Source organism: Phytopseudomonas daroniae (assembly GCF_004327285.1).
GTDB lineage: Bacteria > Pseudomonadota > Gammaproteobacteria > Pseudomonadales > Pseudomonadaceae > Aquipseudomonas > Aquipseudomonas daroniae.
Genome location: NZ_QJUI01000004.1, coordinates 210,476 through 232,151 on the forward strand (window position 1 = coordinate 210,476; position 21,676 = coordinate 232,151).

Consider the following 21,676-nt stretch of genomic DNA (forward strand, 5'->3'; position numbering starts at 1 on the left):
GCGGACTTTTCAAGATTTGAGGAAGTTTCCGCAGGTTGCGTAGAATCCACATTCATAGGGATCGAGGGCCAGCAGTCGAATGAATCCCGCCACTGCGGTGATTCGAGCAGGCGCGTCAAGGCCGCTATCGCTTCGCGCCGAGGGCGACGCTCCTACCGGGATGCTGCCCGATTGCTCAAGCCAGACTCTTGCTCACCACCTCGTAAACATCAGCCGACAGCTCGCCGGAAGCGAGAATCCGCTCCAGCTCCGCCTTCATCAGTGCCTGACGCTCGCTGCCGTATTTGCGCCAGCGGGTCAGCGGCGCCAGCAGGCGCGAGGCGATCTGCGGGTTGAGGGCGTTGAGCACGATCACCTGATCGGCCAGGAAGCGATAGCCGCTGCCATCGGCCGCGTGGAAGTTCACCAGGTTCTGCCCAGCGAATGCGCCGATCAGTGCACGCACCTTGTTCGGGTTCTTCAGGGTGAACGCCGGGTGCTCCATCAGCACCCGTACACGTGCGAGGCCGTCCGGCAAGGTGCTGGCCGCCTGCACGCTGAACCACTGATCCATGACCAGGGCGTTGTCCTTGAAGTGCTCGGCGAAGGCTTCCAGGGCCTTGCCGCGCTCGACCTCGAACTTTGAACCGACCAGTACCGCCAGGGCGGTCAGGCGCTCGGTCATGTTGTCGCACGCCTCGTACTGCTCCAGGGTCGCCGCCAGTACCTGCGGTTTGCCGGTCAGCATCAGGTAGGACAACGCAATGTTCTGCAGACTACGGCGCGCGAAATGCTCGGCCTCGGCGACGTAGGCAGTGTTGCGCGACAGCTCGCGGTTGGCCTGATAACGCTGCCACAGCGGCTCGAACAGCGCCTCGGCCAGTTGCTGGCGGGCAAATTCTCGGGCGTTGTGGATAGCGTCGACATCGGCCACCTCGCTGATCTCGGTGAGATAGGCCTCGCCCGGCAGCGACAGCATCTCGGCGACCATCGCCTGATCCAGCGATTCATCCTGCAGCAGGGTACGCAGCGCGGTGACCAGGCGTTGATCGAGCACCAACTGTTCACCGCGCTGGTGCTGGCCGATCAGTTCCTGCAGCACCTGCACGGACAACTGCTGCCCCGCTTCCCAGCGGTTGAAGCCGTCGCTGTCGTGCTGCATGAGGAACATCAACTGGTCGCGGTCATAGGGGAAGCTCAGCTTGACCGGCGCGCTGAAGCCACGCAGCAGCGACGGCAGCGGCTGCTCGGCGATATCGACGAAGGTGAACGACTGCTGCGCCTCGGTCACCGACAGCACGCGGCTGGTACCGCTGGCAGCGGCCTCGCCCTGCAGGCGCAACGGCAGGTCGTTGCCCCGGGCATCCAGCAGCCCCAGCTCCACCGGAATCACGAAGGGCAGCTTGTCGCTCTGTCCCGGCGTCGCCGGGCAGCTCTGGGTAAAGTTCAGGGTATAGGTCTTGGCGACGGCATCGAAGGTCTCGCTGACCGCCAGACGCGGCGTGCCGGCCTGGGTGTACCAGCGCTTGAACTGGGTCAGGTCGATGCCGCTGGCGTCTTCCATGGCCTTGACGAAGTCGTCGCAGGTCACGGCCTGGCCGTCGTGGCGCTCGAAGTACAGATCCGAGCCCTTGCGGAAGGCTTCATTGCCGAGCAGGGTGTGGATCATGCGCAGCACTTCGGAACCCTTCTCGTAGATGGTCAGGGTGTAGAAGTTGGAGATTTCCATGTACGCATCCGGACGCACCGGATGGGCCATGGGCCCGGCGTCCTCGGCGAACTGGTGGGTACGCAGGTAGGCCACGTCCTCGATGCGCTTGACCGTGCGCGAGTTCATGTCGGCGCTGAACTCGGCATCGCGGAACACGGTGAAGCCTTCCTTGAGCGACAGCTGGAACCAGTCGCGGCAGGTCACCCGGTTACCGGACCAGTTGTGGAAATACTCGTGGGCGACCACCGCCTCGACGCGCTGGTGCGCCGCATCGGTAGCGGTTTCGGCACGGGCCAGCACGCAGCTGGAGTTGAAGATGTTGAGGCCCTTGTTCTCCATGGCACCCATGTTGAAATCGTTGACCGCGACGATCATGAAGATGTCCAGGTCGTACTCACGCCCATAGACCTCCTCGTCCCATTTCATGGACTTCTTCAGGCTGTCCATGGCGTGCTGCACCTTGTCGATGTTCTCCGGCTCGACGTAGATGCGCAGGGTCACGTCGCGGCTGCTCAGGGTGGTGAACTTGTCTTCCACGCACCACAGATCACCTGCAACCAGCGCGAACAGGTAGGCCGGCTTCATGAACGGATCTTCCCAGGTCGCCCAGTGGCGGCCGCCCTCCTCGCTGCCGCTGGCAATCGGGTTGCCGTTGGAGAGCAGCACCGGGTAGCTGTGCTGCTCGGCGCTCAGGGTGGTGGTGAACTTGCTCATCACATCCGGGCGGTCGAGGTAGTAGGTGATCTTGCGAAAGCCCTCGGCCTCGCACTGGGTGCAGAACATGCCGCTGGACTTGTACAGGCCTTCCAGCGCGGTATTGCTTTCCGGGTGGATACGCACGCTGCTGTCGATGACGAAGCTGGCCTGGGTCGGCTGCAGGGTCAGGTGGCTGTCGGTGAGCGTGTAATCGGCAGCGGTCAGCTCACGATCATCCAGCTTTAGTTCGAGCAGCTCCAGTTGCTGACCGTCGAGGGTCAGCGCTGGCAGATCCGCAGATAGCGCCGGATTACGGCGCATCACCAACTGGGCGTGCACCAGGGTGTGATCCTCGAACAGTTCGAAGGTCAGATGGGTTTCGTCGATCAGGTAATCCGGAGCCTGATAGTCCTTCAGGTAGATGGTCTTCGATTGCTCGGTGCGCATGGGAGAGCCTCTTCGAGGCAGCCTCAAGCCTCAAGCTTCAAGCTGCAAGTCGGGTTTCCATCAGCTTGCAGCTTGAAGCTTGCAGCTTATGGCTAATTGGTAAGCAGTGTACTTGCGGATGTTGATCACGCCGGTATCGAACATCAGGTACTGTCCCTTGATGCCGAGCAGCGTACCTTCCACTACGGGATTCTTGTCCAGGTTGAAGCTGGTGATCTTGGCCGGGTAGCCCTCGATCGGGTAACGGATCTCGACCACCGGCTGGTCATTCAGCGGCTGTACGGCATGCAGGCCGAAACGCTGTTGCAGCGCGGTCATGCCTTCGGCGCAGGCGTCGAAAATCTGTTCGCGTACGGCATGCAGGTCGACCGGCGTCGCGTCGCCTTTGAGCAATGCACGCCAGTTGGTCTTGTCCGCCACCTGGGTACGCAGCAGGTCTTCGACGAAACCGGATTGCTGGCGAGTCGCGACACGCATGATCGGCAGCGCCTGGGTTGCGCCCTGGTCGATCCAGCGCGTGGGGATCTGCGTGGCGCGGGTGATGCCCACCTTGATGCCCGAGGAATTGGCCAGGTAGACCACATGATCGGTCATGCAGAACTGCTCGCCCCAAGCAGGGTCGCGGCAGGTGCCGGCGTCGTAGTGGCAGCGCTCCGGGCTCATGATGCACAGGTCGCACTGGGCGAGCTTCTGCATGCAGGGGTAGCAATAACCCTGGCTGAAACTGGTCTTGGTCTTGCGCCCGCAATGGCTGCAATGAATCGCGCCCAGGTATTCCAGGCGCACGGTCTTGCCAATCATCGGGTTGACGGCGACCTGTTCGTCGCCCAGGCGAAACGCATATTGCACCGGCGCATCGAGCTGGGTGGCCATCTTGTTCAGGGCGCCACGGGCTACTTCAAGCATCAGTGCAGGGTTTCCGAAGACTTGTAGAGGATGTTGGGGATCGGCTCGGATTTCGAGGCACACTCGGAGGCGCCCATGTAGCCGGTACGCTGATCCTCGGGCAGGTTCTGCAGCTCCCAGGCGATCATCGCCTGCAGACTCAGTTCCTTCTGCTCCTGGGTCAGTTTGCGGCCGTCCGGCCACTTGCCGATCTCCACGGCCAGCTTGAGGCTTTCATACACGTCCGGGGTGATGTTGCGGATCAGTTCGACGAAGGAGGACATGGCTGGCTCCAAGGCTGGGAAAGCCCTGATTCTACCCTATCTCGACCGCCAAGCCGAGGCGGCAGCGGTGGATCAGCTGTGTTGTAAACGCCGCGCCAGCAGACCGCCAATGGCTCCCGTGACGCACCCCGCAACCAGCCCGCCGACATGGGCGGCGTTGGCGATGGCGCCGAACTGCAGCAGCTCGAAAACGCCGGTCATGCAGATCAACAGCCAGATCAGCATGCTCACCAGTACGCCGCGCGGCAGCCGGTAAGCGGTATTCGGCGCCAGCCACTGGAACAGCCAGCAATGCCCGAGCAAGCCGTAGAGCACGCCGGACAAACCGCCGAACAAGGCCGGCCCGCCGTAGACATACTGAGCCACGTTGGCCGCCAGACCGAACCACAGGGTCAGGAGCAGCAACATCAAAGCCCCCTGGCGCGCCTCGATGCGCCGCCCCAGCTCCCAGTACCACAGGCTGTTCATGGCCAGGTGCAACAAGCCGAAATGCAGCAGCATCGGGGTCAGCACACGCCACCACTGACCACTGTCGACGACCTGGGCGAAGGAGCCGAAATAGATGTACTGGCCATCGATATGGAAGTCGACGAAGCTCAGCCAGCGCACCGTGTCGTAGTTTTCACCGCCCCAGGTCAGCAGCGCGACCAGCAGGGTCAGCGCCAGCACGATCAGCGTCAGCGGGCTGCGTTTCGCCTGGGAGAGAAAACCAGGGCGCTCGCGCGCTGCTTGAGCGCGCATCGGCCGTAGATTGGGATCACCCTGGGGGACGCGGACATACAGTTCGCGTACCTGACCAGCGACCTGTTCATCAGGTACCCAGAGCACCTGCTCGTTGGCCTGTTCCGCCACACGGTGAGCGACACCCAGGTTGCGCAGCAGCGCGATGAAAGGCGCCAGATCCTCATCGAGCGGCACGCGCAAGGCGATCACGGCGCTCATCGCGGAGCCTCTGGCTTATCTACGTCGACCCAGACGAACTTGCGTGGATCCAGTCGGGTCTCCTGATCCAGGCGGTAGGCCACCAGCTTGCCGTACATCACTGCGCTGTAATCAAGGCAGGCCAGGTTCGGACGGATCGGTGCCGGGATGCCTCTGCGCCAATAGTGGCCCACGAACAACAGCGGCTGTTCCGGCCCGTACTTCAACAATTCGGTCTTCTGCATTTCATTGAGTGGCATCTGCGCCACCGGATCGGGCAAGGGGTCGGGCTGGAACTGTATGTCGCCGTAGGTCTGCGGGTTGTCTTCCCAGAATTTGGTGCGGAAGAACGACCGGGTGAAGCCATCGCCACTGGTCATGGTCAGGCCATCGGGCAAGCGCATGTCGGTGCCGCGCAGCAAGCGGTCGAGCACGGTACAGGCGTAGCTGCCGGGTACTGCCGAGGCCTGCAGAAAGTGCTCGTCGATGCAGCCGTCGGGGAACTGCTGGCGCAGCGGTGCGATCATCCCCTCGTCCCAGCAGGCGTGCACCACGCGAAAATGGCCGGCATCGAGAAACAGCGGCAACTCGTAGAACCAGGCCAGGAAGTCGCGCCACTCGTCAGGGTACGGCTCGAACTGCCTCAGGGTTTCGCCGATCAGCCGCCCGTGCCGCGGGCTGTGCTCACGCACGTGCTGGCGGCCGCAGCCCGGCGGCGCCGGGGTTATCCAGCCGAGCGCGTTGAACTCGTGATTGCCCATGATGCACAGCGCTTCGCCAGCCCGCACCATGTCGTGCACCAGGTGCACCGACTCGCGAATACGCGGGCCGCGATCGATCAGGTCGCCAAGGAAGATCGCCATACGCTGCGGGTGGCGCCAGACTCCGTTCTGACGGCGATACCCCAGGCGCTCGAGCAGATGCACCAGGGTATTGGCACAGCCATGGATGTCACCGATCAGGTCGTAACCGCGAGACGGGTCGAGCTGCATCAGTCGCCCCCGCCGCCGAGTCGGCTACCCCATCCCAGCTTGGTTCGGCAGATCTCGTAGTAGTTGTGATTCAGTGGGTGAATCAGGCACAGCTTCTGCGATTTCTTGCGCACCGTGATGGTGTCGCCAGGGGCGCAGGTGAAGTGGTTCTGACCGTCGCAGGACACCTGCGGATAGAGCTGCAGATCCTTGGATACGACGATCTTCAGTTCACTGTTGCCGTCTACCACGATGGGCCGGCTGGACAGCGTGTGCGGGTACATCGGCACGATGACGATGGCATCCAGCTTGGGATGCATGATCGGCCCGCCCGCCGACAGCGCGTAAGCCGTGGAGCCGGTCGGCGTGGCGACGATCAGCCCATCGGCCTTCTGGCTACAGACGAACTGGCCGTCGATATACAGCTCGAACTCGATCATCCGGTTGGACTTGCCCGGGTGCAGCACCACGTCGTTGAGCGCATCGCCCTGGCCGATCGCCTCGGAATGGCGGCGCACTTCGGTCTCGAGCAGAAAACGGTTCTCGGTGAGGTAGTTGCCTTCCAGTACCTCGGCGACCTTGGATTCCAGCTCGTCCGGGCGAATATCGGTGAGAAAGCCCAGGTTGCCGCGGTTGATGCCGAGCACCGGCACCTTGTGCCGGGCCAGGGCGCGGCCGGCGCCAAGCATGCTGCCGTCGCCGCCAACCACGATCACCAGATCGCAGAACTCGCCCAGGTGCTTGCGGGCAGACGTCTGCAGGCCGTGGCCGGGTAGAACTTCGGCGATGGTGTCCTCGAGAATCACGTGCAACTGGCGTTCGAGCAAAAACTTCTTCAGCCGGCGGATGGTGTCGAGCACCTGGGTACTGCCCAGGCGACCGATGATGCCGATATTACGAAAATGCTCCATGGGGCTCCCGCGACGCTCTGGCTCTAATGGCCCGATTATGGGTGAAAGCCCGCTTCAGGGCACCTCTAAAAACTACCTGCGTTGTCATCACTGCGTTAAAAACAGGCTCAAAATGCTCATTTACAGCTCGTAAACTGCGCTTTTTCGCCTGTTTTTGCCTTGTACTGACTGCCTCGCCTACGTTTTTAGAGGTGCCCTACAGCAGCAAACCTTCGCGCAATCCTCGCGCCAATCGAACAAAAGCCCCTATCCTGCAACGATGAACCCTTTTGACAGCCTCGCCGATCTGCCTCAGCGCCTCACCCAGCCAGCGGTGCGGGATCTGGCCTGGACGCTGCTGTCGCCGCCCCTGCTCGCCCGTACGCCCTGGCAGCAGCGTCATCCGCTGTCAGACAGCCCATGGGCTGCCGATCCGGGCCTGCTGGCGGACTGGCTGCTGCGTCAGGACAAGGAGCCCGCGCCCCTGCAAGCCTGGCTGTCGCGCAGCTCGGTACGCCGCCTGGGGCTCTACTATGAACGCCTCTGGCAGTTCGCCCTACAGGCTGCGCCCGGGGTCGAGATCCTGGCCGCCAACCTGCCGATCCGCCAGGGCGGTCATACACTTGGCGAGCTGGATCTGCTACTGCGCGATGCCGGCGGCGTGCATCACCTGGAACTGGCCGTCAAGTTCTACCTGGGCGAGCCGTCGCCTGACCGAGACGCCCCGACACAATGGATCGGCCCAGGCAGCCATGACCGCCTGGATATCAAGCTCGACCATCTCGCCACTCACCAGTTGCCGTTGTCGGCTCAACCTGAAGCGCGCCTGGCCTTGGACGCGCTGACGAGCGAGCCCATCCAGGCGGCCATGTGGATCGGTGGCTACCTGTACTATCCCCATGCCCGGGCATGCCCACTGCCAGAAGACGCCCACCCGCAACACCTGCGCGGCAAGTGGCTGCATCGGCGCGATTGGCCAGCGTTCCGGGCAGAGAATGCAGAGGCACGCTGGCAGCCGTTGCCGCGCCACGCATGGCTGGCTCTGGCAAGACTGCCGCCGGAGGATGGCTGGTCGAGCGCTCGCCTGCAGGCTTGGCTGGACGAGTTACCCGCGCACGCCGGAGCACAGCTGCTGGTCGACCTGCGCCCCGACGCCACGGGCTATCTGCATGAGCGCCAGCGCCTGTTTCTGGTCGCCGACGATTGGCCGGCTCAGTGTTAGCAACCTGCCGCTCGCCGCCCTTGCAATCCGCCGGTATGCACGAAGATCAGCCGCGTGCCGGCCTTGATCACGCCACCAGCAATGGCTTCACGCAAGGCCATGAGCGCCTTGGCGGTATACAGCGGCTCAAGCGGCACACCGCTCTGGATCTCGCACTGCGTCATGAAATCCAGCAGCTCGGCATCCTGCCGCGCGAAGCCGCCGCGACAGGCGCCGAACAACCGATACCCCGCATCTGCGAGACCCGCCTGCGCCAGCAACGCCTGCACCTGCTCCGGTACGCCATGATCGAGCGGCACTGCCATCGCACCATGCACGATCCGTTGCCCGTCTTCCCCGATCACCAGCCCGGCCAGGGTGGTACCGGTACCGGCTGCCAGCCACCAACCATGATAATCCGCCCAGCCCAGCGCCGGCAGTTGCTCAGCCACCAGCGCGAGCAGATCCGCACAGCCCTGGGCACCCGGCAAACCACCACCGCCCTCGGGCACTGCGCAAAACCCGGGATAGCGCTCATGCCAGGGCGCCCAGAAATCCACCCGATGACGCTCGCGATAGCCGCCATAGCCCAGCCAGTGCAGCTGCATGCCGAAGCGTTGCAGATCGACTACGGTTGGCGTGCGCTGAGGCTGACCACGCAGCAGGCCGACGGTGGCGAACGAGAAACGCTGGCCGGCGGCGGCCAATGCGTGCAGGTGATTGGAATGGGCGCCACCCAGGCTGATGATGCCGGAAACACCCTGTTGCGCGGCGATTCGCAGGTGCGGCGCGAGCTTGAACCACTTGTTGCCGCTGATCAGCGGATCGATCAGATCCAGCCGCAATACCGCCAGCTCGATGCCCGCCAGCCAATCGAACGACAGGTGTTGCAATGGCGCATGGGGGCGCCAGTCACTGACGGCAGCGAGGGAAAGTGAATCCATGACCAGGCCTGGCGAAATGGCCCGCCAGTGTACCGCAGCGTCAGGGCTCAGCCCACGGTGCGCAGGCGGGCCGCCGCCTTGTGCACCATGCAGCAGTTGGAGTCACCCAGCACGAAGCGCCCCGGTGTTTCGATCCGCTCCACAGCCACGTCGCAGCGTTGGCCGTCAGCCTGCAGGCCGTCACAACGCGGACGCTGGTAGTGCTCCAGCCACTGGCGATATTGGGTTTCGGGCACGAAGCACTTGCTCGCCGCATAGGTCAGCGGGCTGGCCAGGTAGCGATCGACATCCTGCAGCGGCACGGTGAGATGGCCCGCGCCCGGATGGAACACCACGAACACTACACCCTGCCCAGCCAGACGCTCGAGCACCTGATAGGCGCCGCGTTGCGAGGCCTCCGCTTCACGACGCCGAGTCTGCTCTTCGGCTGCGGCCTGAGTGGCGATAATCCGCGCACGCAGTTCTTCATCGAACTGTTCACGGAGGGCTTCACGCTCGGTGCGCGCATGCCGCTCTGTTTCGCGCAAGCGAACGGCCATCTCGTCATGTTCGCGCTGCTGAACGGCAAGTTGCTCGGTTAGTTGCGTCTTGAGGGTCTGGCTCAGCGTTTCCTGCTGCCGCAGCGCCTGGATCTGCCCCTGCATCTCGGCAATTTGCGCTTCGCCGTGTGCAGCGACACGGGCGAGTTCGGCCTGATGCTCCTGGTTCAGGCTGGCAAGACGCTCACGCTGCTGCTTGACCAACTGCGCGGCCTTCTGCCGGTAATCGCGAGACAACCGATCGGCAAGTTTCTCGGCCAGTTCTCGGGACGGAGCAGCGGCGTACCACTGTTCCTCGGAGGCCACCTGCAAACGCTCGGGCGCTACGGTCTTGGCCTCTTCTTCCCGAATCAGGATGCCCAGGCTGTTGTGCTTGACGGTGTCGCGCAGCAGGGCCAGGTCATTCTTGCCAGCGACCAGGCTTGGATCCCACAGGTGCATCTGGTGCCAGGACACCGGGCACTGGCTGCGGCAGGCAAGGCGAATCGGCCCGCCACCCAGATCAGGGCCACGGCCAGCACGCTCGGCCATCTGCTGCAGCGGAATGTTCCAACCGCTGTCAGGCGCGCCGCTTTCGTCGAAATCCAGGTAGAAAAACACGGCGGAGCGAATCTGCAGGCGTGCATTGATCATCACGTAGGTGGCACGAACCTGCTGGTCAGCGAAAACCGGCATCTTCACCAGACCATCGAGCAGCGTTTCGAATTCGGTGTAGAACATCTGCTTACCGATGCTGCCGTCCTCAGCGAAAAACATCACGGCCTCGACCAGTTGCGGCTTGCTCATTGATGTTCTCCAGACGAATGACGGTTCTCGGTTGCATGTCGGCTGCAGCGACAAGGCGGCAGCGCGACAAGTCTAGGCGAGAATGCGCCACCGACTGTGTGACCCGGTTGGCAGTCATTCAGCCGCGGGACGAACGGCAACACCGAACTGTGACCTGCTCGCTGGAGTCTTCTACAACGTTGCGTACCTAGAGAATCGCGGCCAACCGGGAACCCTGATCGATAGCACGCTTGGCGTCCAGCTCGGCGGCCACATCGGCACCTCCGATCAGGTGCACGGCCTGCCCGGCAGCCAGCAGATCGTCCTGCAGCTCACGCAGCGGATCCTGCCCCGCACAGAGGATCACCGTATCCACCGGCAACGCCTGCGGCTCACCTTCGGCAATCCGAATATGCAGGCCGTCGTCGTCGATGTTCAGGTACTCGACGCTATTGAGCATCTGTACCTGCTTGTTCTTCAGGCCGGCACGATGGATCCAGCCGGTGGTCTTGCCCAGGCCATCGCCGACCTTGCTCTTCTTGCGCTGCAGCAGAAATACCCGACGTGCCGCAGGCTCGACCTCGGCCTGGATGCCGGCGACTCCGCCACGGGCCTCCAGTGCCGGGTCGATACCCCACTGCTTCCAGAACGCCTGACGATCCAGGCTGGTGGCCGCGCCCGCATGGGTGATGAATTCGCTGACATCGAAACCGATACCGCCGGCACCGATCACCGCGACCGTCTGCCCAACCGGCTGGCGCTGCAGGATGGCGTCCAGGTAGCTGATCACCTTGGCATGCTCCACCCCGGGAATCGCCGGGGTACGCGGCACGATACCGGTAGCCAGGATGACCTCATCGAAGCCGGCTGCAAGCAGATCGCCCGCACTCACCCGGGTATTCAGGCGCAGGTCGACGCCTGTGGTTTCCAGCTTGCGCCTGAAATAACGCAGGGTCTCGAAGAACTCCTCCTTGCCGGGCACTCGCTTGGCGACGTTGAACTGACCGCCAATTTCGCCCGCAGCATCGAACAGGGTGACGCGATGCCCGCGCTCGGCCGCCACCGTGGCAGCAGCCAGGCCAGCGGGGCCGGCACCGACCACGGCAATCGACTTCACCGTGGCGGTCGGCGTGTAGTTCAGTTCGGTTTCGTGGCAGGCGCGCGGGTTGACCAGGCAACTGGTCAACTTGCCGCCAAAGGTGTGGTCGAGGCACGCCTGGTTGCAGCCGATGCAGGTATTGATTTCATCGCCACGGCCAGCTGCCGCCTTGTTGACGAACTCCGGGTCGGCGAGAAAGGGCCGGGCCATGGACACCATGTCTGCATCGCCCTCGGCCAGCACGCGCTCGGCCACCTCCGGGGTATTGATGCGGTTGGTGGTGATCAGCGGAATCTTCACCTCGCCGCGCAGCTTGGCGGTGACCTTGGTGAATGCCGCCCGCGGCACTTTGGTGGCGATAGTTGGAATGCGTGCTTCGTGCCAGCCGATGCCGGTGTTGATCAGGGTCGCACCCGCCGCCTCGATGGCCTTGGCCAGCAACACGATCTCGTCCCAGTCGCTGCCGCCCTCGACCAGATCGAGCATCGACAGCCGGTAGATGATGATGAAGTCGCTGCCTACCGCCTCGCGCACGCGGCGCACGATCTCCACCGGCAGGCGCATGCGATTTTCATAACTGCCGCCCCAGCGATCGGTGCGATGGTTGGTGTGAGCGGCGAGGAACTGATTGATGAAGTAGCCTTCGGAACCCATGATTTCCACGCCGTCGTAACCGGCCTGGCGCGCCAGCACGGCGCAGTTGACGAAATCGGCTATCTGCTTCTCGATGCCCTCTTCATCCAGCTCCCGCGGCCTGAACGGGTTGATCGGCGCCTGAATGGCGCTCGGCGCGACCTGCTTGGGGCTGTAGGCGTAACGGCCGGCGTGCAGGATCTGCATGCAGATTCGGCCATCGGCCGCATGCACCGCCGCCGTGACGATGCGATGTTTCTCGGCCTCTTCAGGGGTGTTCAGCTTGGCCGCGCCAGCGTATACACCACCCTCCTCGTTCGGCGCGATACCGCCGGTGACCATCAGGCCGACGCCCCCACGAGCCCGCTCGGCGAAATAGGCCGCCATGCGCTCGAAACCGCCGGGTTTCTCCTCCAGCCCTGTGTGCATGGAACCCATCAGGGTGCGATTTTTCAGGGTGACGAAATCCAGATCCAGCGGAGCGAGCAAATGCGGGTAAGCGGTCATGGTCATGCATCCATCGGCGTTGATCACGGGATGCCGCAGCCTTCATGGGCAGCGGTCGATATACGACAGACGATAGTGAAGCCAGGCGCCTCGCTCAATGACCTTAAATAACAACTTACTGATCATGGATGACACAGCAACTGGCGAGGCATCGCTGGCCGGGATATTCTGCAGGCCCGACCACGAGCTTCGACCCAGCCCATGAACCCCGCACGCATTCGCCTGGGTGATCTTTCGGTAGGTTTTCTCTACAGCCTGGCCGACGCCGTGCATCACCTGGGCCACACACCGCAGCCCTTGCTGGAACATTACGGCTTCGATGCCGCGCGCCTGGCCGAGCCGCGTGCCCGGCTCTCCATCCCGCGTTACATGCACCTGGGCCACAGCGCCATCCGGCTTACCGGCGAGCCGGCACTGGGCTTGCTGATGGGTCGCTTCGGCCGCTTGCATCAATTGGGACTGGCCGGCATTACCGCCGCCCAGGCGCCAACGGTGCGTGAAGCGGCGCGCACGCTGATCCGCTTCGAACTGCTGTATGCGTCCAATTACCGTGGCCGCTCGAGCCTGCAGGAAGACAGCAACGGCGCCTGGCTGCGCTTTCATTCGATCGGCCCCTACAACGCTTACAACCGTTTCGTGGTCGATTCGGTACTAGCGGGCTGGCTGCAGCAATTGGCTACGCTCGCCAGCACAGCGCTGACCGCCGAAGCAGTACAGATGGAGTTTGCGGCCCCCACCTACGCAGAGCGCTATGAGCCCGAGTTCGGCTGCCCCCCCACCTTCGATGCGGCATTCAACGGTTTGCGGCTCGACCAGCAGACGCTGAACCTGCGCAACCCGCAGCACTGCCCCGGCACCTGGCAGGAACTGCTGCAACTCTGTGAGCAGGAACTGCAGCGCCTGACCCGCACCTACAGCTTGCGCGAGCGGGTCAGCCAATTGCTCGGCCCGCGCCTGCATGGCCGTGAGCCGGACATGGACGACATCGCCCGACACCTGCAGCTACCGAGCTGGACGCTGCGCAGGCGCCTGACCGAGGAAGGCACGCGCTTCAGCACCATCGTCAACGAAACCCGCCGCGATCTGGCCATCGCCTATGTACGGGACACCGAACTGTCGTTCGGTGAGATCGCCTACCTGCTCGGTTTCGCCTCGGCGGAAGCCTTCCAGCGCGCCTTCAAACGCTGGTTGCAGCAGACACCGGGAGAGCTGCGTCGCGCTTATCGGCAAGGGTCTGTTGCCGTTTCAGCGCAAGCCGCGTTGCCGCGAGAAATCTCGCCAGGCTAGGCGGAGGACGCCGGTAATGGTTGTTCCCTTGCCAAGTTCTCCAACGACGCATGGCGAGATTTCCCGCGCAACCCACAGGGCCGGGCCCGTTTTGCCGCGATGCTGCGTTTCTCGCCGGCTCATTTAGCCAGCTAAACTTCGCGGCTCGTGCCTTGCCTCGCGGCAAAATGGGCTCCGGCGCGGTCGTGCTGAAACGGCAACAGACCCTAGGTACCGCCAATACATCTGAATCTTTGAAATAATTATTTTCATTTGCGCCTGCGGGTTTTACGCTTCTCATCCGTCTTAATAGGTAACCGACACACAAGAGCGCGATACTTACGCTCGCCAGCGGATTTCCACCCTCGCAGGCCGCAAGGCAGGCGGGGTTTCGTTCGTTAATAAAGAGCCCCTTCTCGCTGTGCCGCCCAGCGACCTAGGCCTCTCAACAAGACTGATACTCAATGTCCAAGAAGTCGCGCTCCAAAATCTGGTTTCTCGTCCACAGTTGGCTCGCTCTGCCCATCTGGTTCTTCGTGCTGATCGTCTGCGTCACCGGCACCCTGGCAGTGGTCAGCCAGGAAATCGTCTGGCTGGCCAACCCGGACGTGCGTGCCAGCAAACCTTCGGGCGATGCCGAGCTGCTGACCTTCGGCGAAGTGCTGGAGGCGATCAACAAGGCCGAACCGCAGATCATCGTGCAATCCATCAGTCGCCCGGATGAATCCCACTTCGCCCTCACCGCCCGGGTCGCCTACCCGGACGGCAGCACGCCGACGCTGTACGTCAACCCGTATACCGGGGACATCCAGGGCGTCAGCCCGCAGTTCGATTTCCGCCAGTTCACCCGTGCCCTGCATGGCTGGTGGCTGGTGCCGTTCACCAATGGTTTCAGTTGGGGCTGGTACCTGGTGTCGATCATGGGCATTCCCATGCTGCTCTCGTTGATCACCGGGCTGGTGGTCTACAAGAAGTTCTGGAAAGGCTTCTTCAAACCCAGGCTGCGCTTCAACCAGGGTGCGCGGATTTTCTGGGGCGACTTCCACCGCCTGAGCGGCATCTGGTCGATCTGGTTCATCGCGGTGGTCTCGATCACCGGCATCTGGTTCCTGATCCAGGCGATCCTGTTCGACAACCAGATTTCCATCTCCACTGCCGGTGTGCCGGCCGTGGTGGCCCGTGAAGACGTGCCAATCGTCAAGCCGGGCGAGCCGATCCCGATGATCAGCCTGGACAAGGCGGCCAGCATTGCCATCGACAAGGTGCCGAGCCTGGACGTGAGCTTCGCCAGCCTGCCGAGCAATGCCTACGACCACATTTCGGTCGGCGGCCGTGGCTGGTATCCGCTGATGTTCCAGAGCGCCTCGATCAACCCCTATACCGGTGAACTCGAGCACCAGCGCCTGCTGGAGGATCGCTCCAAGCTGGAGTTCGTCACCGAATCCATGCGACCACTGCACACCGGCGATTTCGGCGGTCTGTGGATCAAGATGATCTGGTTCTTCTTCGGCCTGGTGCTCAGCATGATGGTGCTCAGCGGCCTGCTGATCTGGACAAAACGCACCGCCCAGGCCACCGCCAAGGTAATCAAGCGCCCGGCACGAGTACGTGAAACCGTCACCGACAACGCGGAGGCCAAGGCATGAGCAAGGCCGTTGCAGCACAACCCGCCTCGACCCTGAGCCGCCTCTGGTACAAGTGGCGCTTCCACATCAACATCCTGCTGGTGATCATTCCGCTGGCGTTCATGCCCAAGTATTTCGCCGATGTCGCCCTGTTCCGCGGCACCAGTGGCCTGGGCGAACGGATGATCGGCGAGGTGGCGGTCGGCCCCTGGTCGATCCGCCTGGCCGAGTTTCGCGCCGCACCACCGGAGCTGGATGGCCCCGCGGGCTACATGAAATCCTTCAATGGCGCGCTGTGCGCCGAATGCGCCAACCAGGTCAAGGCCACCTATCTGCGCATCGGCAAACCACGCAGCCTGCGCGCCGCCGGTGGCATATTCTTCGGTAGCGCTCACCGCATGGGGGCCACCGTACCGTTGCCACCCCGCACCAAACCCGATGCCGAACTGTGGATCACCATGGAGGGCTGGGATGGTTCCATGCACCAGGCCGCCGTTCCCCTCGAGCAGGCATCCCCGTCCACCGTCGCCTGGCTGAAGAAACAACAAGGAGGCAAACCATGATCAAACACACTCTGCGCCTGACCGCTGGCACCGCGCTGCTGGCGCTCAGCAGCGCGGCTCTGGCTCACAACCCGATGTGCCAGTGCGAAGACATCGACGCCGAGCACATCCGCTGCACCGGTGGTTTTTCCGATGGCAGCGGTGCGGCCGGCGTGACTCTCGACGTGATCGGCTACGACGAGAGCATCCTGGTTCCCGGCAAGCTGGCCGAAGACTCGACCATGACCTTCAAACGTCCTGAAGGCGAGTTCTACGTGCTGTTCGATGCCGGCCCCGGGCACGTGGTGGAAATCGATCACACGGAAATCGAGGCCCCATGACGGTTCAGGTCGTACGCCCCGCCGGTGCCGGTCATGAAACCCTCTACGTGCTGTTGCTGTGCCTGGCCATTCTGCTGGCAGCCGGCTCGGTCGTGGCATGGCATGGCGTGACGGAAAGCGAAACCAGTATCGAGGGCCATCAGATCGATGCCCGTCGTGACCTCACGGCCGCCGAACAGGGCATCTACGCCGACCTGCGCGTGGCCTTCGACGAGATCCAGATCCGCCGTGATGAAGAACAGACGCTGCTAAGCCCCGAAGAGCTGGCCGAAGAAGGCTTCCCGCCCTTCGCCGCCGATGCCAGCGCGACCAGTCGTGGTAGCCACCAGTGGCAGTTGCTGCCTGGTGATGAGCCTGCCTATTTCGGTGCCAGCCAGGCGCTGGAGGTTGCCGGCTCGTTGCTCATGCTGGCTGACGCGGAACATGCCCAGGCCGATGTCTGGCTCAACCGCACCAGCGCCAGCGCACCTTCCAGCCTGGACGCGCAAAGCCTGATCGCTGCCGGCTGGCAGCAGATCGCCTCCCAGTACGACGCAGGTGTGACCCGGCAACATCGCCACTGATCGCCTCCGACTCCCCCGACAGAAGACCGCTCGCCAATGCCCATTTCTCGCCCGTTCCGTGCACGTCCCCTGCTGTCACGCCTGGCCATCGGCCTGTTCACCCTGCTGTTCATCGGCGCCGCCAGTGCCGCCGACGCCAAACGCCTGCGTATCGGCATCACCTTGCACCCCTATTACAGCTACGTGAGCAACATCGTCGGCGACAAGGCCGAAGTGGTGCCGCTGATTCCGGCCGGCTTCAACCCGCACGCCTATGAGCCGCGCTCGGAAGACATCAAGCGCATTGGCTCGCTGGATGTGGTGGTGCTCAATGGCGTCGGTCACGACGATTTCGCCGACCGCATGATCGCCGCCAGCGAAAAGCCGGATATCAATGTCATCGAAGCCAACGCCAACGTACCGCTGCTGGCCGCTACCGGGATTGCCGCCCGTGGCGCCGGCAAGGTGGTCAACCCGCACACCTTCCTGTCGATCAGCGCCTCCATTGCGCAGATCAACAACATCGCCCGGGAACTGGGCAAGCTCGATCCGGCCAACGCCAAGACCTACACGCAGAATGCCCGCGCCTACGGCAAACGCCTGCGCAAACTGCGCGCCGACGCCCTCGCTCAACTGACCGAAGCACCGAATGCCGACCTGCGTGTGGCCACTGTACACGCGGCCTATGACTACCTGCTGCGCGAATTCGGCCTGGAAGTCACCGCGGTGGTGGAACCGGCCCACGGCATCGAGCCAAGCCCCAGCCAGTTGAAGAAGACCATCGACCAGTTGCGTGAACTGGACGTGAAAGTGATCTTCTCCGAGCTGGATTTCCCGTCCACCTATGTCGACACCATCCAGCGTGAGTCGGGCGTCAAGCTCTACCCGCTGTCGCACATTTCCTACGGCGAATACACCGCGGACAAGTACGAGAAGGAAATGATCAACAACATGAACACCGTGGTGCGCGCCATCCAGGAAGCCGGCAAATGACTGCAGCCGAAAACCTGAATACGGTCACCGCCGTGGGCCCGACCATCGATTTTCAGCAGGTCAACCTGGTGCTGGGCCGCACCCGGATCCTCGAAAACGTCACCTTTCAGGTGCAGCCGGGCAGCGTGCATGCGCTGGTCGGCCCCAACGGCGGCGGCAAGAGCTCGCTGATCAAGACCCTGCTAGGCCAGATGCCCCATCAGGGCAAGCTCAGCCTGCAGTGGCCCGGTGCCGTCGGCACCATCGGCTACGTGCCCCAGGCTCTGGAATTCGACCGCGGCCTGCCAATGACCGTGGACGATTTCATGGCTGCCATGTGCCAGCGTCGTCCGGCCTTTCTCGGCCTGTCCAAGCACTACGCAGAGGCCATCGATGATGCCCTGATGCGCGTAGGCATGCAGGAGAAGCGCAAGCGGCGCATGGGCGCGCTGTCCGGTGGTGAGCGTCAGCGCGTACTGTTGGCCCAGGGACTGATCCCCGCACCGCAGTTGCTGGTACTCGACGAACCGATGTCGGCATTGGACGAAGCCGGCATCCAGGTCTTCGAACGCCTGCTCGGCGACTGGCGCCGCGCCGGCATCAGCGTGCTGTGGATCGAGCACGATCTGGAGGCGGTCAAGCGTCTGGCCGATCGTGTCACCGGCCTCAGCCGCCGCGTGCTGTTCGACGCACCGCCAGCCGAAGCCCTGACCCCGGAGCGCCTGCTCAGCCTGTTCTCCACCCACGCACGCGCCGCGGAGACCTCGCTGCCATGATCGACTACGAACAGTTCCGCCTGATGATTCAGGGCTGGGCGTCCTCCGGCTATCTGCCTGAAGCGCTGGCCTACGGCTTCGTCATCAACGCACTGCTCGCCGGCCTGCTGATCGGCCCGGTACTGGGCGGCCTCGGCACCCTGGTGGTGGTCAAGCGCTTCGCCTTCTTCTCCGAAGCGGTCGGCCACGCAGCGCTGACCGGCGTGGCCATCGGCATCCTGCTCGGCGAGCCCTACACCGGCCCTTACGGCGCCCTGTTCGGCTACGCTCTGCTGTTCGGCATCCTGCTCAATTACCTGCGCAACCGCACCGGCCTGGCCCCGGACACGCTGATCGGTGTGTTCCTCTCGGTGTCCCTGGCCATGGGCGCCAGCCTGCTGCTGATTCTCGCTGGACGCATCAACGTGCACATCCTGGAGAACGTCCTGTTCGGCTCGGTGCTGACGGTCAACGGCATGGATCTGCTGGTCTTGCTGGTAGTCGGCGCTCTGGTGATGGGCCTGGCACTGCCGCTGTACAACCGCATCATGCTCGCCAGTTTCAATCCGCAACTGGCGGCCGTGCGCGGCGTGGCCGTGAAGAGCCTGGATTATCTGTTCGTGATCCTGGTGACGCTGATCACCGTGGCCGCAGTCAAGGTCATCGGCGCCATTCTGGTCGGTGCCCTGCTGGTGATTCCGGCCGCAGCGGCGCGTCTGCTCAGCCAATCGCTGAAAGGTTTCTTCTGGCTGTCGGTGCTGATCGCCACCGTCAGCACACTGCTCGGCATTCTCATGCCCATCGTGCTGGATCTGCCGATCCCCTCCGGTGCCGCGATCATTCTGGTCGCCGGTTTCACCTTCGCCCTCGCCGCCATCGCACGCGGCGTCGTACCAAGCCTGAAAGGGAACCTGGGATGACCCATAGACTTCACCACCTGGGCCTCGCCCTGCTCCTCAGCCTGCCCGGCCTCGCCCTGGCCAAGGACGTCAGCGTTCTGGTCTCGCAACCCATCACCTTTGGCCTTGCCAGTGATCTGCTGGAAGGCACCCCGGTGCGCATCGAGCGTGCCGCCCCCGCCAACCTGCCGGCCAGCCGCCAGGTGTCGTACTTCGCCGGCCGTGGCGCTAGCACGCTGCACAAGGTCGCGGCCGACGCCGACGCCGCCATCGCCCTGCGCTCGCTATGGCCGGAAGACCCGCTCTACCCCATGGCTCGACGCAGCAATATCCGTATCGTTGAAATCGACGCCGCACGGCCGGTGGATGGCGCCCTGCCGGGCATCGCCACCCAGGCCGAGAGTGCAGGCGAAAACGACCTGGCCAGCTATCCATGGCTGGCGATCAATAACATGGGCCGCATGGCCGACGTGATGGCCGCCGACCTGGTACGCCTGGCTCCGGATGCCAAAGGCAAGGTCGAGCAGAACCTGGCCACGCTCAAGCAGCGTCTGCTCAAGCTCAATGCCCGCAGCGAAGCCGAACTGGCCAAAGCCGACAACCTGTCCGTCTACAGCCTCAGCAACCGTCTGGATTATCTGGTCAGCGGCCTCAACCTGGATCTGGTCAGCAGCGACAGTCGTGACGACCGCGACTGGGATACCGAGTCCCTGAACGCGCTGACCACCGCGCTGAAGGAAGACGACGTGGCATTGGTGCTGCATCACCGCAAGCCGTCTCAGCCGGTGGCGGACGCGGTCAAAGCCGCAGGCATTGCACTGCTGGTGCTGGAAACCGAAAACGATGACCCGCTGGCCGAACTGGAAGGCAACGTCGACAGCCTGGTAAAAGCCCTGACGCACTAGCAACGAAAAGGCCCGATGCGCATGCATCGGGCCTTTTCTTTTGATTCTGGCAAATGGGCTGTACGGATTGTCGTTCAAGTCCCCATCTGGCCTCAGGCGAGCATTTACAGCTCGGTTGCGTCTTCAGCGAACTCGGGCACGTCCTGTTCCAGGGCGCGGGACTCGAGCAGTTCTTCCTGATAATCGTCCATCTCTCTTCTCCTTTTTTCTCTTTGGTCTCGCACCGAGTCTAAGAAATTTCGGTGACTATCCTGTGACACAGATCAAGCCATCGCAGTTCAGCATTCACGTTGCTGGGCACTGGCCTGGGATACGTTACTACCAGGCTCGACGCTGCGGGTGAGCCAGACGTTACCGCCGATTACCGAGCCTTTGCCGATGGTGATGCGGCCGAGAATGGTGGCACCGGCATAGATCACCACATCGTCCTCGACGATCGGGTGACGCGGCTGGCCCTTGTGCAGCTGGCCGCTTTCGTCACTGGTGAAGCGCTTGGCACCCAGGGTAACGGCCTGATAGATGCGCACATGGTTGCCGATGATCGCGGTCTCGCCGATCACCACGCCGGTACCATGGTCGATAAAGAAGCTGTGGCCGATCTGCGCGCCCGGATGGATATCGATACCAGTGGCACCATGAGCAGTTTCTGCAGCAATACGTGCCAGCAGCGGCAAGCCGGCGCGATACAGATGATGAGCCAATCGGTGGTAAATCACCGCCAGCACGCCGGGGTAGCACAGCAGCACTTCGTCGACACTGCGCGCCGCCGGGTCGCCGTTGTAAGCCGCCACCACGTCCTGATCGAGCAGGCGACGCAATGCCGGTAATGCGGCAGCAAAGTCACGGACGACGGCAACCGCCTGCTGATCCATCTGATCAGAACCCTCACCGCGCTGCCGCGCCGCATAACGCAGCTCCAGACGCACTTGCGCCACCAGGCCGTTCAGTGCCCGATCCAGTGTGTGGCCGACGTAGTAGTCCTCGCTTTCCTCACGCAGCTCGGCCGGCCCCAAACGCATCGGGAACAGTGCGCCACACAGCCCACTGAGAATTGTCGCCACTGCCTGGCGCGACGGCAGCTCACGACCGCCGAGCTCGGGATCGCGCCCAGAACGGTTACGCCACTCGGCGCGGGCCGCACGTAAGCCGGCGACGGTCTGCTCCAACTGCCAGTTGATCGAATGGGACGAACCCTCTGCCTCGGTGCCACCAACATTGCTGGTGGCAAACTCGCTGTTCATTGAAACCTCAACTCACGCTGCGACCGGCACCCATGGCCAGCCCCTATGGACATGGACGATACGGCGCTCCCGCGCACGCCCTCAAATATCCAATGATTATTTGCTTAGTCTCAAAA

General features: G+C 63.2%; 20 protein-coding genes. 10 read left to right on the forward strand and 10 right to left on the reverse strand.

What is annotated here, in order from left to right; genetic code table 11:
* Positions 1–175: 175 nt before the first annotated feature.
* The 6 genes from pepN to DNK06_RS06190 all read right to left on the reverse strand — a co-directional run bounded on the left by pepN (position 176) and on the right by DNK06_RS06190 (position 6,805).
* The gene (gene pepN / locus DNK06_RS06165; protein ID WP_131179156.1) at positions 176–2,833 is read right to left on the reverse strand and encodes an aminopeptidase N; all 2,658 of its coding nucleotides are present in this window, start codon (positions 2,831–2,833) and stop codon (positions 176–178) included.
* A gap of 60 nt (positions 2,834–2,893) precedes the next feature.
* Positions 2,894–3,739, reverse strand: a complete 846-nt coding sequence (locus DNK06_RS06170) for a DUF2797 domain-containing protein (protein ID WP_131179157.1) — start codon at positions 3,737–3,739, stop codon at positions 2,894–2,896.
* Complete coding sequence (locus DNK06_RS06175; RefSeq protein WP_131179158.1) at positions 3,739–4,002, reverse strand: YeaC family protein; 264 nt, start codon at positions 4,000–4,002, stop codon at positions 3,739–3,741. Before DNK06_RS06175 ends, DNK06_RS06170 begins: the two co-directional genes overlap by 1 nt.
* Before the next feature lie 72 nt (positions 4,003–4,074).
* A complete protein-coding gene (locus DNK06_RS06180; RefSeq protein WP_131179159.1) occupies positions 4,075–4,944 on the reverse strand; it encodes a rhomboid family intramembrane serine protease in 870 nt (289 codons plus the stop codon).
* On the reverse strand, positions 4,941–5,915 hold the full coding sequence (locus DNK06_RS06185; RefSeq protein WP_131179160.1) for a metallophosphoesterase: 975 nt from the start codon (positions 5,913–5,915) through the stop codon (positions 4,941–4,943). The genes DNK06_RS06180 and DNK06_RS06185 overlap by 4 nt, the downstream gene beginning before the upstream one ends.
* A complete protein-coding gene (locus DNK06_RS06190) occupies positions 5,915–6,805 on the reverse strand; it encodes an NAD(+) kinase (RefSeq protein WP_131179161.1) in 891 nt (296 codons plus the stop codon). Before DNK06_RS06190 ends, DNK06_RS06185 begins: the two co-directional genes overlap by 1 nt.
* Before the next feature lie 259 nt (positions 6,806–7,064).
* On the opposite strand from DNK06_RS06190, the gene DNK06_RS06200 reads away from it, so the two are divergent.
* A complete protein-coding gene (locus DNK06_RS06200) occupies positions 7,065–8,006 on the forward strand; it encodes a DUF1853 family protein (protein ID WP_131179162.1) in 942 nt (313 codons plus the stop codon).
* On the opposite strand, the gene DNK06_RS06205 is transcribed toward DNK06_RS06200, so the two are convergent.
* The 3 genes from DNK06_RS06205 to DNK06_RS06215 form a co-directional block, all read right to left on the reverse strand.
* Positions 8,003–8,929 (reverse strand): 1-aminocyclopropane-1-carboxylate deaminase/D-cysteine desulfhydrase, encoded by a 927-nt coding sequence (locus DNK06_RS06205; RefSeq protein ID WP_131179163.1) that lies wholly within the window; start codon positions 8,927–8,929, stop codon positions 8,003–8,005. The two genes, DNK06_RS06200 and DNK06_RS06205, sit on opposite strands and share 4 nt — an antisense overlap.
* 47 nt (positions 8,930–8,976) lie before the next feature.
* Positions 8,977–10,254, reverse strand: coding sequence for a chromosome partitioning protein ParA (locus tag DNK06_RS06210; RefSeq protein WP_131179164.1), 1,278 nt, complete (start codon positions 10,252–10,254; stop codon positions 8,977–8,979).
* Between the two features lie 187 nt (positions 10,255–10,441).
* On the reverse strand, positions 10,442–12,478 hold the full coding sequence (locus DNK06_RS06215) for an oxidoreductase (protein ID WP_423228047.1): 2,037 nt from the start codon (positions 12,476–12,478) through the stop codon (positions 10,442–10,444).
* A gap of 195 nt (positions 12,479–12,673) precedes the next feature.
* On the opposite strand from DNK06_RS06215, the gene DNK06_RS06220 reads away from it, so the two are divergent.
* From DNK06_RS06220 to DNK06_RS06265, 9 genes are all read left to right on the forward strand, one after another.
* The gene (locus DNK06_RS06220; RefSeq protein WP_131179166.1) at positions 12,674–13,759 is read left to right on the forward strand and encodes an AraC family transcriptional regulator; all 1,086 of its coding nucleotides are present in this window, start codon (positions 12,674–12,676) and stop codon (positions 13,757–13,759) included.
* Positions 13,760–14,202: 443 nt separating this feature from the next.
* Entirely contained in the window at positions 14,203–15,384 is a 1,182-nt protein-coding gene (locus DNK06_RS06230; RefSeq protein ID WP_131179168.1) for a PepSY-associated TM helix domain-containing protein, read from the forward strand.
* Positions 15,381–15,926 (forward strand): thiamine pyrophosphate-binding protein, encoded by a 546-nt coding sequence (locus DNK06_RS06235; protein WP_131179169.1) that lies wholly within the window; start codon positions 15,381–15,383, stop codon positions 15,924–15,926. The genes DNK06_RS06230 and DNK06_RS06235 overlap by 4 nt, the downstream gene beginning before the upstream one ends.
* Entirely contained in the window at positions 15,923–16,246 is a 324-nt protein-coding gene (locus DNK06_RS06240) for a hypothetical protein (RefSeq protein ID WP_131179170.1), read from the forward strand. The genes DNK06_RS06235 and DNK06_RS06240 overlap by 4 nt, the downstream gene beginning before the upstream one ends.
* On the forward strand, positions 16,243–16,809 hold the full coding sequence (locus DNK06_RS06245) for a DUF6162 family protein (protein ID WP_131179171.1): 567 nt from the start codon (positions 16,243–16,245) through the stop codon (positions 16,807–16,809). Before DNK06_RS06240 ends, DNK06_RS06245 begins: the two co-directional genes overlap by 4 nt.
* Before the next feature lie 36 nt (positions 16,810–16,845).
* Entirely contained in the window at positions 16,846–17,781 is a 936-nt protein-coding gene (locus tag DNK06_RS06250; protein WP_131179172.1) for a metal ABC transporter substrate-binding protein, read from the forward strand.
* Positions 17,778–18,536, forward strand: coding sequence for a metal ABC transporter ATP-binding protein (locus tag DNK06_RS06255; protein WP_131179173.1), 759 nt, complete (start codon positions 17,778–17,780; stop codon positions 18,534–18,536). The genes DNK06_RS06250 and DNK06_RS06255 overlap by 4 nt, the downstream gene beginning before the upstream one ends.
* Positions 18,536–19,435 carry a metal ABC transporter permease gene (locus tag DNK06_RS06260; protein ID WP_131179245.1) on the forward strand — a complete coding sequence of 300 codons (900 nt, stop codon included), beginning with the start codon at positions 18,536–18,538 and terminating at the stop codon, positions 19,433–19,435. Before DNK06_RS06255 ends, DNK06_RS06260 begins: the two co-directional genes overlap by 1 nt.
* Positions 19,432–20,319, forward strand: a complete 888-nt coding sequence (locus DNK06_RS06265; protein ID WP_131179174.1) for a metal ABC transporter solute-binding protein, Zn/Mn family — start codon at positions 19,432–19,434, stop codon at positions 20,317–20,319. The genes DNK06_RS06260 and DNK06_RS06265 overlap by 4 nt, the downstream gene beginning before the upstream one ends.
* A 278-nt stretch (positions 20,320–20,597) precedes the next feature.
* Here the strand turns inward: DNK06_RS06265 and epsC are convergent, their stop codons facing one another.
* Positions 20,598–21,560, reverse strand: a complete 963-nt coding sequence (epsC, locus tag DNK06_RS06270; RefSeq protein ID WP_131179175.1) for a serine O-acetyltransferase EpsC — start codon at positions 21,558–21,560, stop codon at positions 20,598–20,600.
* Positions 21,561–21,676 lie beyond the last annotated feature (116 nt).

Coding starts and splice junctions, on each gene's coding strand:
- pepN (WP_131179156.1), bottom strand. CDS start 2,833: ATGCGCACCGAGCAATCGAAGACCATCTACCTGAAGGACTATCAGGCT.
- DNK06_RS06170 (WP_131179157.1), bottom strand. CDS start 3,739: ATGCTTGAAGTAGCCCGTGGCGCCCTGAACAAGATGGCCACCCAGCTC.
- DNK06_RS06175 (WP_131179158.1), bottom strand. CDS start 4,002: ATGTCCTCCTTCGTCGAACTGATCCGCAACATCACCCCGGACGTGTAT.
- DNK06_RS06180 (WP_131179159.1), bottom strand. CDS start 4,944: ATGAGCGCCGTGATCGCCTTGCGCGTGCCGCTCGATGAGGATCTGGCG.
- DNK06_RS06185 (WP_131179160.1), bottom strand. CDS start 5,915: ATGCAGCTCGACCCGTCTCGCGGTTACGACCTGATCGGTGACATCCAT.
- DNK06_RS06190 (WP_131179161.1), bottom strand. CDS start 6,805: ATGGAGCATTTTCGTAATATCGGCATCATCGGTCGCCTGGGCAGTACC.
- DNK06_RS06200 (WP_131179162.1), top strand. CDS start 7,065: ATGAACCCTTTTGACAGCCTCGCCGATCTGCCTCAGCGCCTCACCCAG.
- DNK06_RS06205 (WP_131179163.1), bottom strand. CDS start 8,929: ATGGATTCACTTTCCCTCGCTGCCGTCAGTGACTGGCGCCCCCATGCG.
- DNK06_RS06210 (WP_131179164.1), bottom strand. CDS start 10,254: ATGAGCAAGCCGCAACTGGTCGAGGCCGTGATGTTTTTCGCTGAGGAC.
- DNK06_RS06215 (WP_423228047.1), bottom strand. CDS start 12,478: ATGACCATGACCGCTTACCCGCATTTGCTCGCTCCGCTGGATCTGGAT.
- DNK06_RS06220 (WP_131179166.1), top strand. CDS start 12,674: ATGAACCCCGCACGCATTCGCCTGGGTGATCTTTCGGTAGGTTTTCTC.
- DNK06_RS06230 (WP_131179168.1), top strand. CDS start 14,203: ATGTCCAAGAAGTCGCGCTCCAAAATCTGGTTTCTCGTCCACAGTTGG.
- DNK06_RS06235 (WP_131179169.1), top strand. CDS start 15,381: ATGAGCAAGGCCGTTGCAGCACAACCCGCCTCGACCCTGAGCCGCCTC.
- DNK06_RS06240 (WP_131179170.1), top strand. CDS start 15,923: ATGATCAAACACACTCTGCGCCTGACCGCTGGCACCGCGCTGCTGGCG.
- DNK06_RS06245 (WP_131179171.1), top strand. CDS start 16,243: ATGACGGTTCAGGTCGTACGCCCCGCCGGTGCCGGTCATGAAACCCTC.
- DNK06_RS06250 (WP_131179172.1), top strand. CDS start 16,846: ATGCCCATTTCTCGCCCGTTCCGTGCACGTCCCCTGCTGTCACGCCTG.
- DNK06_RS06255 (WP_131179173.1), top strand. CDS start 17,778: ATGACTGCAGCCGAAAACCTGAATACGGTCACCGCCGTGGGCCCGACC.
- DNK06_RS06265 (WP_131179174.1), top strand. CDS start 19,432: ATGACCCATAGACTTCACCACCTGGGCCTCGCCCTGCTCCTCAGCCTG.
- epsC (WP_131179175.1), bottom strand. CDS start 21,560: ATGAACAGCGAGTTTGCCACCAGCAATGTTGGTGGCACCGAGGCAGAG.